This window comes from Exiguobacterium sp. USCH10 (genome assembly GCF_037619445.1).
GTDB classification, from domain to species: Bacteria; Bacillota; Bacilli; order Exiguobacteriales; family Exiguobacteriaceae; genus Exiguobacterium; species Exiguobacterium aestuarii_A.
This window is the reverse complement of the sequence record NZ_JAQPZO010000003.1, coordinates 35,171-49,226: the sequence shown is the minus strand read 5'-3', so window position 1 is coordinate 49,226 and position 14,056 is coordinate 35,171. Positions and strand designations below refer to the sequence as shown.

Below are 14,056 nucleotides of genomic sequence, written 5' to 3'. Positions count from 1 at the left end.
AAATTGAGGAGGAGACACATATGCGTTTTTTCATTGACACAGCAAATGTGCAAGACATCAAACAAGCTCATCAGATGGGCGTCATCGGGGGCGTGACGACGAATCCGTCGCTCGTCGCGAAAGAAGGTGTCGACTTCCATACAAGACTTCGTGAAATCTGTGAGATCGTCGGGGATCTCTCAGTCAGCGCGGAAGTTATTGCACTGGATGCAGAGGGTATGGTGGAAGAAGGAAAGGAACTTGCTGCCATCGCGCCGAATATTACGGTAAAGGTACCGATGACACCAGCGGGGATGGAAGCGGTCAAGCAGTTTAAAGAGCTCGGGATCAAAACGAACGTGACGCTCATCTTTAACGCAAACCAAGCGTTGCTCGCGGCACGTGCCGGCGCTTCATATGTTTCTCCATTCATCGGCCGTTTGGATGACATCGGTCAAGATGGACTCGATCTCATCGAGACGATTGCCAACATCTTTGCGATTCATGGCATCGAGACAGAAATCATTGCGGCATCGGTACGTCATCCGGTTCACGCGACGAAAGCCGCACTCCTCGGGGCTGACATTGCGACAGTCCCTTACAAAGTCATCGAACAGATGATGAAACATCCGCTCACAGACAAAGGCATTGAGCAGTTTTTAGCGGATTGGAACAACGCTCAATCCAAATAAGTCCGTCGTAGAAAGGTTTTGATCAGCGTGGAAATTCTCCATATCGTTGGGCAGCAAAAATTAGAAGGAACCGTCGAAATTAGCGGAGCGAAACAAAGCGCCCTCCCTTGTCTAGTGGCTGCACTTCTTACCGAAGAATCGGTGACGATTGAAAACGTCCCGATGATTGAAGATGTAGAAGTGATGGTCAACTTGTTGAGAGAGTTAGGGGTTCGGGTCGAGCGTGAAGGCGAACGGATGACCATTCATTCGAATGAAGCGGTCGCCATGCCTCTCCTCGGTTCGGAGACGCGGAAAGTTCGTGCCGCTGTCTATTTACTCGGTGTCTTCGCCGCTCGATTCGGAAAAGGAGCGGTCGGGCTACCTGGGGGATATGCGATTGGTCCACGGCCGATTGATTTACACTTGAAAGCGTTGGAACGTCTCGGCATTCATGTCGAGAATGAATCCGGTCTCTATCACGTCCGGGTCGAAGAACTCGTCGGGAATCGGATTTACTTAGACTTACGGTCGTTTGGGGCAACTGTGAGTGCGATGCTTGCGGCGGTCTTGGCGAAAGGCACGACGGTCATCGAAAATGCGGCCTGTGACCCTGAAGTCGTCGATGTGGCAACGATGCTCACATCAATGGGCGCACACGTGAGTGGAGCGGGTACCGATGAGATTCGTATCAAAGGAGTCGAACGTTTGCATGGGTGTACGCATACGTTAATCCCCGATCGCCTCGAGGCAGGAACGTTCATGATGTTCGGCGCGGTGTCGGGAAGTGTGACCGTGCAACCGGTCATTTCGACGCACTTAGAGGGAGTCATCCAAAAACTATTGGATTATGGTGCGGAAGTGGAAGTTGGCGAGGAGTCGGTGACGGTGACCGCCAATCAATCCTTGCCGACAGACATTCGCGTGTTCCATTATTCAGGATATCCGAGTGACTTGCAGCCGATCATGTCAGCGGCTTTGTTGAAGGCAGACGGGACGAGCGTTGTCACGGACAAACTGTATTCTCAACGATTCCGACATATCGCCGAGATGCGCCGAATGAACGCGCAAATCACGCTAGAAGATTCCTCGGCGGTCATTCGCGGAGGAAATCAACTCGCAAACGCAGAAATGGAATGTACAGATGCACGAAGTGCCGCAGCACTCGTCTTATCAGCACTTCAGGCGTCTGGAGAATCGACGTTACTTCATGCAGAACGATTGAATGATTCATACGTCGACTTTGTCGGCAAATTAAAACAACTCGGTGCGCTCATTTGGGTGGAAGATCACACCGAGGCATAAAGGGGAGATTTCGGGTGGAACGAAGTTTATCGATGGAACTGGTCCGGGTCACAGAAGCAGCAGCACTTGCTTCAGCCCGTTGGATGGGTCGCGGTTTAAAGGTCGAGGCAGATGATGCAGCAACGACGGCAATGCGTGACGTCTTTGATACGATTCCGATGAAGGGGATTGTCGTCATCGGAGAAGGCGAAATGGATGAGGCCCCGATGCTCTACATCGGAGAAAAGGTCGGGAACGGCTATGGCTCACGTCTCGATGTCGCGGTCGACCCGTTAGAAGGGACGAACATCGTGGCAACCGGAACGTGGGGAGCGCTCGCTGTTCTAGCAGTCGCCGACGCGGGAGATCTCCTTCACGCACCGGACATGTACATGGAAAAAATCGCAGTCGGACCGGAAGCGGCTGGTCTCGTCAGTCTCGACAACTCGATTGAAGAGAACATCGAGATTGTGGCGAAGGCGAAGAAGAAAAACGTGGAAGATGTCGTTGTGACGATCTTACATCGGGACCGACACGAAGAAATCATTCAGCGGGTCCGGGCGACTGGGGCGCGAATCAAGTTGATTCCAGACGGAGATGTCGCCGCAGCGATCAACACGGCTTTCCCGAAAACAGGTGTCGACTTGCTACTCGGTTCAGGTGGGGCACCTGAGGGCGTCATCGCCGCTGTCGCGATGAAGTGTCTCGGTGGAGATTTCCAAGGACGTCTGCTCCCAGAAGATGAGGCACAAAAACAACGTTGCCATGACATGGGCATCGAAGACACGGATCGGATTCTTCTCCTCAATGATTTAGTAAAGGGTGAGGATTGTATCTTTGCGGCGACAGGTGTCACGGACGGTGAATTGTTACGTGGCGTCCAATTCACGTCGCAAGGTGGGCAAACGCATTCCGTTGTCATGCGTGCCAAGTCTGGTACCGTACGCTTCGTAGAAGGGAACCACTCCCTCACGAAAAAACCGAAAATGGTCATGAAACCCGAATAAGATGGAGTCGCGGATGTGTAAACGTCCGCGACTTTTTTGTGGTGAAAACGGGAATGGATAGTCAGGAGGTGGGGATGATGATCGAAGTGGAAGGACTCGTGAAGACATTTAAAGATGTTCCGGCGGTGAACGATGTTTCCTTCTCCGTGAAAGAAGGGGAAATCTTTGCATTTTTAGGACCGAACGGCGCCGGTAAATCGACGACGGTGCAAATGTTGACGACGCTCGTGCGTCCGACATCCGGAGTGGCAAGAGTCAACGGATTCGATGTCGTCAAACAAGAAAAAGACGTCCGCCTGTCGATTGGGGTCGCTTTACAGGAAACCGGGATCGATAAAGTGCTGACGGGGCGTGAGTTGCTCGTCTTACAAGGGCGATTGTTTAAGATGTCAAACGAGGAGGCGCGTCGTCGTGCCGATGAATTATTAGAAGTCGTCTCCCTGACAGATGCCGCAGATCGACGGAGTGGAACATATTCAGGTGGGATGCGGCGACGTCTTGACTTAGCCCTTACGCTCGTCCATCGCCCGACCGTCTTGTTTTTAGATGAGCCGACGACGGGTCTCGACCCGGCGAGTCGGATTGAAATATGGAATGAAGTGCGCAGACTGAACCAAGAGTTTGGGACGACGATTTTTTTGACAACCCAGTACTTAGAAGAAGCGGATGAATTGGCTGACCGAATCGCCATCATCAATCACGGGAAGATTGTCAGTGAAGGAACGGCAGAGGAGCTGAAACAACTCGTCGGCGGTGAGACGATTGCGATGGATTTCTCGAACGAGTCAGATGCGACGACTGCCGCCGCGCTCTTTCAGACGACGGCGAACGGGAACCATGTATCGTTCGAACTGCGTGATGTGACGCTGACCGAAATCGTTCGGGCGTTAGATGAACAAGGGCTACAACCTGAACGTTTGACGGTGAAACAACCGTCGCTTGATGACGTATTCTTACAAGTGACGGGCGAATCTTATGAAGGGGGCGAGCTTCGTGTGGACTGAGACGTGGTTATTCACGAAACGGAGTTTAGTCACGACAATCCGAAATCCGTTTTCATTTATTCCGAACTTGATCATCTCTGTTTTCTTTTTACTCGTGTACACGAGCGGTCTGTCGAGCGTGGCGTCCCTTCCTCAGTTCGAAGGAAGTGACTACTTGAACTTCATTTTACCGGTATCGATCGTCTCGGGAGCGGTCGGTGGGGCAGGGGGAACAGGACAGGCGCTTGTCCGTGATATCGAGAGTGGATATTTTGCGAGGTTATTATTGACTCCCGCGACCCGGACTGCGATCGTACTCGGACCAATGATTGCGGGGATGCTGCAGTTACTTGTCCAAACGCTACTCATCTTTGCGGTCGCATTTTTACTGGGTCTCACGATTCCGGTAGGGGCGGTCGGCTTTTTCTTCACAGTATTACTCGCCATCGGTTTCGGTCTTGGATTCGCAGGCTATTCCGTAGGCGTCGCGTTAAAGACACGGAATGCACAAGCGGCGCAGGCGGGTACGCTATTGTTCTTCCCTCTCATTTTCCTATCGACGACGTTCGTTCCGAAAGAATTGATTGAGGCGGAATGGCTGAAAGTCGCGGCGACATTCAATCCGACCACGTACATTTTTGAAGGGATGCGGGCCGTCCTGACCCAACCGGAGATTGACTGGGGCGCTCTATCGGCAGGACTCGCGGTCGCTGGTACGATGAGTGTACTCATGATTGTCTTCGCGGCGACGAATGCAAGAGGTGCGCTCAAACAAAAATAAAAAACGACTCGGTTCCAATGAACCGAGTCGTGATGTTGTATTAGAGGTATGATCCAGCGCCAACGTAACGTGGTGCCCAGTATCCAGAAGTGAAGCTCGCGTATTTCACGCCGCCTGTTTCTGAGTTGATCATTTGCGTTTTGCTAAGTGCCATCCCAACGTGGTGGATCGTTCCACCTGAGTGTGAGAAGAAGACGAGGTCACCAGCTTGAATCGATGACTTCGAGATTTTCTTCGCGCTTGAGTATTGCTGGCGTGAAGAACGTGGGAGTGTTTTGCCGATTGCTTTTTTGTAAACATGTCCAGTGTAGCCTGAGCAGTCAAATCCAGCAGTCGTTGTTCCACCGTAACGGTAAGGTGTACCGAGGTACTTTTTCGACTCAGCAACGAGTTTCGCACGTTTGCTTGAAGATGACGTTGAAACTGTCGTCGTTGTTGTAGTGGATGTTCTCGGCTTCAAGTATGTGTACGTTGAAGAAGCTGAAATGTAACGGTGTGTGCCTTTGTAGTTGATCTTATAAAACGAACCGGATTTACCAAGGTATGTATAGCGTTGACCTTTATCCATCTTCGCGACAACTTTCGATGACGTAAGTGACGGGGCAGTGCGGATGTTCAAGCCGTTGACTTTCGAATAAGCGAAAGTACCAGTAGCGGCTTCTGCTTGTTCACCAGTTGAGAACATGAGACCCGAGAAAGCAACAGTAGCAGCGACGACGATAGATGCAATACGCTTTAACATTGTGTAATTCCCTCCGTTTTTAAAATCAAATCGTTATTATATGACAAAGTCGAGTAATATTTTAATAGTCGAGCACAAGTTGCGAGTATTACCCGGTTTCCTGTGCAAATAAACTATATCATGCGCAAGACCGATGGCATTTTTCAATCACAAGTCAAAAAAGCGTTTTCTTGTAACAGAAATGAAACAATATGTGGATATAGCACTTATTTTGTTACAAAATCATCTTTTACTGTGTAAGGTTTTGTACAAGAGGGAAACGGTTAGACAAAAGGTGATTTTTGAACGGTGACGACACGGAGAAAATGTGATTAGATGATGACAGAACAAAAAGAATCAAGTTGAATACTTCTTGTAATGAAATGTAGAAAGATAGGTGACTTGAATGAGTCAACAGACAGAACCGACAAAAAATTACACGCTTCGTGAACTCGAGACGAAGACGTTAAAAGAATTATATGAGATCGCCAAAGAAGTCAAAGTTCCAAACTTCCGAGAAGCACGGAAACGTGAGCTCATGTTCCGAATTTTGAAATCTCAGGCCGAATCAAAAGATTTATACTTCCTCGAAGGTATTCTAGAAATCATTCCACCGAATCCTCAGTCGCAAAATGACGGCGGATTTGGCTTCCTCCGACCAATCAATTACTCTCAATCTTCAGAAGACATTTACATCGCTGCTTCACAAATTCGTCGTTTCAACCTCCGAAACGGGGACCTCGTGACGGGGAAAGTCCGCAAACCGAAAGAGAACGAACGATTCCAAGGATTGTTGAGTGTAGAGGCGGTCAACGGGGAGTCGACGGACTCGACGCGGTCACGCGATTACTTCCCGGCACTCACACCGATTTATCCAGAACAACAGATGGTGCTCGAGACAGAGCCGAAACATCTTTCTGTACGTGTCATGGATATGATTGCCCCTGTCGGATTCGGGCAACGTGGATTGATTGTCGCGCCACCGAAAGCGGGGAAAACCTCGCTCTTAAAAGAGATTGCGAACTCGATCACGACGAATCATCCGAACGTCGAGCTCATCATTCTGTTGATTGATGAGCGACCAGAGGAAGTGACCGACATCCAACGTTCTGTACCGGATGCGGACGTGGCCTTCTCGACGTTTGATGAGACACCGGAAAACCATGCGCGCATTTCAGAGCTCGTCCTCGAACGGGCGATGCGTCTCGTGGAACATAAAAAAGACGTGGTCATCTTACTTGATTCCATCACACGATTGACGCGTGCGTATAACCTATCCGTTCCGCCGAGCGGACGGACGCTCTCTGGGGGGATTGACCCGGCAGCGTTCCACAAACCGAAAAAATTCTTCGGGGCAGCCCGTAATATCGAAGACGGAGGTAGCTTGACGATTCTTGCGACCGCACTCGTCGATACCGGTTCACGAATGGATGACGTCATCTATGAGGAATTCAAAGGAACGGGGAATATGGAACTCCACCTGGATCGGAAATTGGCGGAACGCCGTATCTTCCCGGCAATCGATATTCGTCGTTCGGGGACGCGGAAAGAAGAGCTGTTACTCGGCAAGGACGAACTCGACTCGCTATGGACGATTCGCCGCACGATGAACGAGTCTTCGGACTTTGTCGAACACTTCTTACGCCGTGTCCGTGAGACGAAAACGAACCTAGACTTTTTCGCTGCGTTAGAGGCAGATAAGAAAAAAAGACGACCGGTGAAAAAAACGAAAACAGACTTGTAAATCCTATAGTAGGGTGATATTATATTCTAGTGAACTTTCTCTAGGTTGAAAGAATACTTAGGGCCGAAGGAGTTGAAAAGCAATGAAACAAGGAATCCACCCAGAATACCGTAAAGTCGTATTCATGGACTCGACGACAGAATTCAAATTCATCACTGGTTCAACTCGTTACTCTAACGAGACAATCACGATGGAAGATGGAAACGAGTACCCACTCATCCGTGTCGATGTATCTTCTGATTCGCACCCGTTCTACACAGGTCGCCAGAAATTCGCATCTGCAGATGGTCGTATCGAGCGCTTCAACAAGAAATACCAACGTTAATCGTAAAGTTGTATGCTCACCGCCTAGGGATTGCCCTTGGCGGTTTTTTGTTGCATAGACGCGGGTAAAGAGACAAAAGACTGTCGTTAGGGGGCCGTTATGGAACTTATACTCATCAGTATCAGCTTGTTAATCGGGGTCGGCATCATGTCACAGTGGTTGGCATGGCGCTATCAAATTCCGGCAATCATCATTATGACGCTCGCCGGGGTGTTGGCAGGTCCGATTCTCGGGCTGTTTGATCCGCGTGAACTACTCGGGGATTTATATAGTCCCATCATCTCGTTTGCGGTCGCCATCATCTTATTCGAAGGAAGTCTCGGTCTTCACTTCAGCGAAATCAATCAATTCCGACGGTCGATCGTCCGCATCGTCACGGTGGGAGTCGCCCTGGCGTTCGTCGGAATGTCGCTACTCATTCAATATGTCGGCGGGCTACACTGGGTCGTCGCGTGGACGATGGGCGCACTCTTCGTTGTGACGGGTCCGACTGTCGTCATCCCGTTATTGCGACAGGCGCACTTGAAAGATCGTGTCGGAGCGATTTTGAAGTGGGAGGGAATTATCGTCGATCCGGTCGGGGCGCTGCTCGGGCTCTTCGTCGTCCGGCTCGGATACATCGTATATGAAGGAATGGACTTATGGATGCAGCTCTTGTTTGCCGGTGCTTGTATTGTCGGGATCGGACTCGGATACTTGTTTGGGCATCTCCTCATGGGGTGGTTTGTCGCGGAGAAAGTACCACGTTACCTGCGTGCCTCGGTCACATTGACGGCCGTCCTCATTTTGTTCTCGCTCAGCGAACTCATGATGCATGAAGTCGGTCTTCTCGCCGTGACGGCGATGGGGATGACGATGGCCAATACGAAACATCGGGACGAAGAGATTATCGAAGAACTGCAATCGTTTAAAGAAGACATTTCAATCTTGCTCATTTCGTCTGTCTTCATCTTATTGACGGCGTCGCTTTCACGCGCAGAGCTCTTAAATATCTTCCAATGGCCGCTGCTCTTGACGATTGCCGGGATTCTCTTCTTGGTTCGTCCGGTTGCGATTTACTTGTCAACGATTGGGGGAGGACTGCCGCTAGCGGAACGAGGGTTCATCGGCTGGATTGCACCGCGTGGAATCGTCGCGATGACGGTCGCTGGATTTTTTGCAGAAGAAGTCGCGCATCTCGGGATTGACGATGCGAAGCAAATGTTGCCGCTCACGCTCGGACTCGTCTTCATTTCCGTAACGTTACACGGTCTTACGATTCGTCCGCTCGCACGAAAATTGAAATTAATTGATGTGCAAAAAGAAGCGAAAGCTGACGAGTAAAGGACAGATTCACTTCAAAGAGAATTTGGAAGAAGTCAACCCTTTTCCTCAACTCGAAAGATAGGTATAATCGGAAAGCGATTATCGATGGAGAGGGCGAAGAACAATGATGCATGTGACGAACCGATATGGTTGGATTGAAGTGATTTGTGGGAGTATGTTTTCAGGGAAGTCGGAGGAATTGATTCGCCGTGTCCGCCGCGCTCACTATGGAAAGATTCCGGTCCAAGTGTTCAAACCAGCAATCGACGACCGGTATCATGAAGAGAACGTCGTCTCACATACGGGCAACTCGGTCGTGGCGGTACCCGTCGCGTCGAGCCAAGACTTATACGATGCCGTGCGCGAAGAAACGCAAGTCATCGCAATCGATGAGGTACAGTTCTTTGACGAAGGGATCGTCGATGTCATCGAACAACTCGCGAACGAGGACAAACGCGTCATCTGCGCCGGGCTCGATATGGACTTCCGAGGTGAACCGTTCACAATGATGCCTGAGCTGTTGTCGCGTGCAGAGTTTGTGACGAAACTGCAGGCGATCTGCTTGTCTTGTGGTGCACCGGCTTCACGGACGCAACGCTTGATTGACGGACAGCCGGCTCGTTATGAAGACCCAGTCATCTTGGTTGGGGCTTCGGAGTCGTACGAACCGCGATGCCGTCACTGCCATGACGTACCGAATAAACCACATCCGGTCCGCCATACGGTGGCAGACTGATGAATCGACGGACCGCCCTCGGCGGTCCGTTTTTTTGCTATAATAGATAGAGTTTGATTTGACGGAGAAAGGACGGATCATTATGTTTGACCGTTTAAGTGTATTAGAAGATCGCTATATGCAATTGAATGAAATGCTCGCCGACCCAGAAGTGCTCAGCGACTCGACGAAGTTGAGACAATATTCGAAAGAACAGGCGCAGTTAGAAGAGACGGTACAGATGTATCGTCAATATAAAGAGAAGAGCGAGGCGTTCAAAGAAGCGAAGGTGATGCTCGAAGACCGGACACTCGACGCCGACATGCGCGAGCTTGCTAAAGAAGAGATGAACCTCTTGGAGCCGGAAGTGAAAGAGTTAGAAGCGAAGTTGCGGATTTTGTTGCTTCCGAAAGACCCGAACGATGATAAGAACGTCATCGTCGAAGTCCGGGGTGCAGCAGGAGGAGACGAGGCAGCCCTTTTCGCAGGCGATTTATATAAGATGTACACGCGCTTCGCCGAGCGTCAAAACTGGAAAGTTGAACTGATTGACGCGAACTATACGGAGCTCGGTGGGTTCAAAGAAGTCACGTTCATGATCAACGGGGCAGGTGCCTACTCAAAACTCAAATTTGAGAACGGCGCGCATCGTGTACAACGCGTCCCGTCGACGGAGTCAGGTGGACGGATTCATACGTCTACGGCGACGGTTGCCGTCTTACCTGAAGCGGAAGATGTCGAGGTGCACATCGATATGAAAGATGTACGTGTCGATACGTTCACATCGTCAGGTCCAGGGGGACAGTCCGTCAACACGACGCAGTCCGCTGTCCGTTTGACACACATCCCGTCTGGTCTCGTCGTCTCGTGTCAGGATGAGAAATCGCAACATAAAAACAAAGACAAGGCGATGAAGGTCCTTCGGGCACGCCTATATGACAAAATGCAAAGCGAGCATATGGAAGAACTGTCGGCACAGCGGAAATCTGCTGTCGGAACAGGGGACCGCTCTGAACGGATTCGCACGTATAACTTCCCACAAAGTCGTGTCACCGATCACCGTATCGGATTGACGCTCCAAAAGTTAGATCGTGTATTAGCGGGTGAACTCGAGGACATCATTGACGCCCTCATCATGGATGAACAGGCACGTCTCATGGAGGATGCGGAATGATGCGTGTCGCCGCGCTACTCAAGCAGACAGAAGAGCGGCTTCAAGAGGCCGGGCGTGACCGTGCGGCTGCCGAATGGTGGCTCATGCACGTGCTCGATGTCGACCGGACGGGTCTCCTCATTCGATTGTCGGATGAACTATCCGCGGATGAAGCGGAACGGTTCGAAGCCGGAATCGAGCGTCTATTGACTGGAGAACCCGTGCAACACGTGATCGGACAGGCGCCGTTTTATGGTCGCTCGTTCGAAGTGAATCGGGACGTCTTGATCCCAAGACCGGAAACAGAAGAGTTGATTGACTGGCTTCTCGGACAAATTCGTCACGTAGCGGACGATGAAATCGTGGATGTTGGAACAGGGAGCGGGGCGATTGCGATCACGCTCAGTGTAGAACTCGGTGTCCGGGTACAGACGGTCGATATTTCCCCGGAAGCGATTGCGGTCGCGAAACGGAATGCGGAAGCGCTCGGTGCGAATGTTCTCTTTTATGAAGGAGACGGGCTCGCCCCGATTGCCGATCAATCGATTCGAATTCTCGTCTCGAACCCACCATATATCGAGGCAGACGTGCTATTAGATGAAACGGTTGTCGGTTATGAACCGCATCTCGCACTCTTTGGCGGAGCGGATGGGCTCGATATGTATCGCCAACTGATTTCAGAGTCAGTGCGCGTCTTACGTGCCGATTGGCAATTGATTGCGTTTGAAATCGGGTATAACCAAGGACAAGATGTGAAATCATTACTGTCTGAACGTTATCCTGAAGCAGAAACGGGTATTTTAAAAGATATAAACGGCAAGGACCGTATCGTCTATGCCGTAAGGGAAGGGATTGCGTATGGAAACGAAATGGATTAAATCGAATGAGATTGAAGAGGGGGTACGTCTTCTTCAAGCGGGTGAAATCATCGCCATGCCGACAGAAACGGTCTATGGTCTCGCAGGGGACGCCATGAATGATGTGGCGATTCGCAAGATTTTTGAGGCGAAGGGCCGACCGTCGGATAACCCACTCATCGTCCATATCGCTTCAATCGAACAAACGAAGTTGTTTGTCGATACGATTCCTCCTGTTGCCAAGCGCTTGATGGATGCGTTTTGGCCAGGCGCTTTGACGATCATCTTGCCTTCAAACGGCCGAGCCTCATCGCTCGTGACCGCAGGACTGGATTCCATCGGACTTCGGATGCCGAATCATTCGGCGGCACTTGAGTTGATTCGCGAGTCAGGCTTAGGACTTGCGGCACCAAGTGCAAACCGTTCCGGGCGTCCGTCTCCGACGACCGCTCAACATGTGGCTGACGATTTGGCCGGGCGGATTGCGGGGATTGTCGATGGAGGACCAACTGGAATCGGCGTCGAGTCAACCGTCATCGATTGTACGGGTGACACGGTGACGATTTTACGACCGGGTGGCGTGACGCGAGAAGAAATCGAAGCTGTCATCGGACCGGTTGCCTTAGATGCCAATTTGAGTGACGACAAAGCCGCACCACGATCACCGGGAATGAAATACACGCATTATGCCCCAACGGCGCCCGTCTTTTTAGTCGATGGCACACGTCAGGATTTGCAACGTGTCATCGAGGAGCGGAAGCAAACAGGGTTGCGGATCGGTGCACTCGTATTCGATGAAGAGCCGACAATGGCTGATGTCACCTATTCCCTCGGTACTTCGATGGAAGTGGCGGCGCAACGTTTATACGATGCCCTTCGTCGATTTGATGAAACGGACGTCGATGAGATTTATGTGAACAAGATTGAACCGGTCGGGGTCGCCTTAGCCGTTTACAACCGCTTGTACAAAGCGGCGGGAGGGAAGGTCGTTCACCCGACGAAAGATGCCTAAAGACATAGAGGAGGACACGCGATGTCAATGAAACGCGTATTATTCATATGTAGTGGCAACACGTGCCGAAGCCCGATGGCGATGGCCTTGCTCCGTTCGAAAATGACTGGGGACGAGTTTGATATTCGCTCAGCCGGTCTACGGACGATGCAAGGATTCGATGCTTCTGAAAATGCACTGCAAGTTCTCAGAGAACGTGGGATTGAGCTCGATCACGTCACCCAGACGTTCGATGAGGTGTTAGGAAATTGGGCGGACATCATCTTGACGATGACACGTGCGCACCGTGAACAAATTCGGGATACATACCCGGATTTGGCGGAGCGGACGTACACGCTCTACGAATTCGTGACAGGGCTTGAGCGAGACATCAACGACCCGTTCGGCGGTTCGATGAATGTGTATCGTCAAGTGCGAAACGAACTCGAGCCACTCGTGAATCGACTTGTGTTAAAATTAACGAATGATGGGTCAAAGGTGACGAAACCACCGAGACGCCTACCAAAGAAGACGGGGGAATGAACGAATGAAAATTGCAATTGGCGCCGATCACGGCGGATTCAACTTAAAGAGAGACATCGTAGCATTGCTTGAGGAACTCGGACATGAGTATAAAGACTTTGGCACGCACTCGGCTGACTCGATTGACTACCCAGACGTAGCCATTCCGGTCGCAGAAGCTGTCGCGGCAGGCGAATTCGATCGCGGAATCTTGATTTGCGGTACAGGAATCGGAATCGGGATTGCAGCGAACAAAGTCAAAGGGATTCGTGCGGCACTCGTTCACGACTCATTCAGTGCGAAAGCGACACGTCAGCATAACGACTCGAACATCATGACGATGGGCGAGCGTGTCATCGGACCTGGTCTTGCGGTCGACTTGGTGGCGACGTGGCTCGATACAGACTTTGAAGGCGGTCGCCATTTAAATCGTGTCGACAAGATGAGCGCATACGAATCGAAGTGAGCCCGATGAAGACGGAACTTCTCGGATTATTAACGGAGCTTCACGAACGGTTCCCGTTACATGATGAGCGTATTCTCGTCATCGGATGCTCCACGAGTGAAGTGCTTGGGAAGACGATTGGGAAGGCAGGGTCCATCGACGTCGCAGAAGAGTTGATGGAAGCTTTCCTTGAGTTTAGAGAGAAGACAGGTGTCCATTTGGCGTTTCAAGGGTGCGAGCACATCAACCGTGCTCTCACCGTGGAACGACGGACGCTCAAGCAGTTCGGTCTCACGGAAGTGACGGTCGTTCCTGTCCGTTCTGCGGGTGGGGCGATGTCGGAGAAGGCATATGCGAACTTCGAGGAACCATGTGTCGTCGAATCGATTCAAGCGGATGCGGGAATCGATATCGGCTCGACGTTGATTGGGATGCATTTGAAGCCAGTGGCCATCCCGGTCCGACTATCGTCGAAACATCTCGGCGAAGCGTACGTCACGTTCGCGGTCACGAGACCAAAACTGATTGGTGGGCCAAGGGCTCAATATCCAAACAAATAAAAAGCATCGCATT

16 protein-coding genes are annotated in these 14,056 nt (G+C 51.1%); 15 read left to right on the top strand and 1 reads right to left on the bottom strand.

Features of this window, described 5'->3' with window-relative positions:
• Positions 1–20 precede the first annotated feature (20 nt).
• The 5 genes from fsa (at position 21) to PQI28_RS07400 (ending at position 4,705) form a co-directional block, all read left to right on the top strand.
• A complete protein-coding gene (fsa, locus tag PQI28_RS07420) occupies positions 21–671 on the top strand; it encodes a fructose-6-phosphate aldolase (protein WP_214784819.1) in 651 nt (216 codons plus the stop codon).
• Between the two features lie 27 nt (positions 672–698).
• The gene (gene murA, locus PQI28_RS07415; RefSeq protein ID WP_214784817.1) at positions 699–1,955 is read left to right on the top strand and encodes a UDP-N-acetylglucosamine 1-carboxyvinyltransferase; all 1,257 of its coding nucleotides are present in this window, start codon (positions 699–701) and stop codon (positions 1,953–1,955) included.
• 14 nt (positions 1,956–1,969) lie between these two features.
• Entirely contained in the window at positions 1,970–2,941 is a 972-nt protein-coding gene (gene glpX / locus PQI28_RS07410; RefSeq protein ID WP_074035838.1) for a class II fructose-bisphosphatase, read from the top strand.
• Positions 2,942–3,018: 77 nt separating this feature from the next.
• Entirely contained in the window at positions 3,019–3,945 is a 927-nt protein-coding gene (locus PQI28_RS07405; RefSeq protein ID WP_214784815.1) for an ATP-binding cassette domain-containing protein, read from the top strand.
• Entirely contained in the window at positions 3,935–4,705 is a 771-nt protein-coding gene (locus PQI28_RS07400) for an ABC transporter permease (RefSeq protein ID WP_012727390.1), read from the top strand. Before PQI28_RS07405 ends, PQI28_RS07400 begins: the two co-directional genes overlap by 11 nt.
• 40 nt (positions 4,706–4,745) lie before the next feature.
• On the opposite strand, the gene PQI28_RS07395 is transcribed toward PQI28_RS07400, so the two are convergent.
• Positions 4,746–5,447 carry a C40 family peptidase gene (locus PQI28_RS07395; RefSeq protein ID WP_339962876.1) on the bottom strand — a complete coding sequence of 234 codons (702 nt, stop codon included), beginning with the start codon at positions 5,445–5,447 and terminating at the stop codon, positions 4,746–4,748.
• A gap of 385 nt (positions 5,448–5,832) precedes the next feature.
• On the opposite strand from PQI28_RS07395, the gene rho reads away from it, so the two are divergent.
• The 10 genes from rho (at position 5,833) to PQI28_RS07345 (ending at position 14,043) form a co-directional block, all read left to right on the top strand.
• Complete coding sequence (rho, locus tag PQI28_RS07390) at positions 5,833–7,170, top strand: transcription termination factor Rho (RefSeq protein WP_214784813.1); 1,338 nt, start codon at positions 5,833–5,835, stop codon at positions 7,168–7,170.
• An 82-nt stretch (positions 7,171–7,252) separates the two neighbouring features.
• Complete coding sequence (locus tag PQI28_RS07385; protein WP_012727387.1) at positions 7,253–7,495, top strand: type B 50S ribosomal protein L31; 243 nt, start codon at positions 7,253–7,255, stop codon at positions 7,493–7,495.
• Positions 7,496–7,594: 99 nt separating this feature from the next.
• Positions 7,595–8,818 (top strand): cation:proton antiporter, encoded by a 1,224-nt coding sequence (locus tag PQI28_RS07380; protein WP_339962875.1) that lies wholly within the window; start codon positions 7,595–7,597, stop codon positions 8,816–8,818.
• Positions 8,819–8,924: 106 nt separating this feature from the next.
• On the top strand, positions 8,925–9,536 hold the full coding sequence (locus PQI28_RS07375) for a thymidine kinase (RefSeq protein ID WP_214744592.1): 612 nt from the start codon (positions 8,925–8,927) through the stop codon (positions 9,534–9,536).
• 82 nt (positions 9,537–9,618) lie between these two features.
• Positions 9,619–10,689, top strand: a complete 1,071-nt coding sequence (prfA, locus tag PQI28_RS07370) for a peptide chain release factor 1 (protein WP_339962874.1) — start codon at positions 9,619–9,621, stop codon at positions 10,687–10,689.
• Positions 10,686–11,546: a peptide chain release factor N(5)-glutamine methyltransferase gene (prmC, locus tag PQI28_RS07365; protein WP_445236753.1), complete on the top strand. Its 861-nt coding sequence runs from the start codon at positions 10,686–10,688 to the stop codon at positions 11,544–11,546. The genes prfA and prmC overlap by 4 nt, the downstream gene beginning before the upstream one ends.
• A complete protein-coding gene (locus PQI28_RS07360) occupies positions 11,527–12,537 on the top strand; it encodes an L-threonylcarbamoyladenylate synthase (RefSeq protein ID WP_339962873.1) in 1,011 nt (336 codons plus the stop codon). The genes prmC and PQI28_RS07360 overlap by 20 nt, the downstream gene beginning before the upstream one ends.
• A 21-nt stretch (positions 12,538–12,558) precedes the next feature.
• Positions 12,559–13,059, top strand: coding sequence for a low molecular weight protein arginine phosphatase (locus tag PQI28_RS07355; protein WP_214694549.1), 501 nt, complete (start codon positions 12,559–12,561; stop codon positions 13,057–13,059).
• 4 nt (positions 13,060–13,063) lie between these two features.
• Positions 13,064–13,504, top strand: coding sequence for a ribose 5-phosphate isomerase B (rpiB, locus tag PQI28_RS07350; protein ID WP_339962872.1), 441 nt, complete (start codon positions 13,064–13,066; stop codon positions 13,502–13,504).
• Positions 13,501–14,043: a TIGR01440 family protein gene (locus PQI28_RS07345; protein WP_445236752.1), complete on the top strand. Its 543-nt coding sequence runs from the start codon at positions 13,501–13,503 to the stop codon at positions 14,041–14,043. Before rpiB ends, PQI28_RS07345 begins: the two co-directional genes overlap by 4 nt.
• The last annotated feature ends 13 nt before the right edge of the window (positions 14,044–14,056 follow it).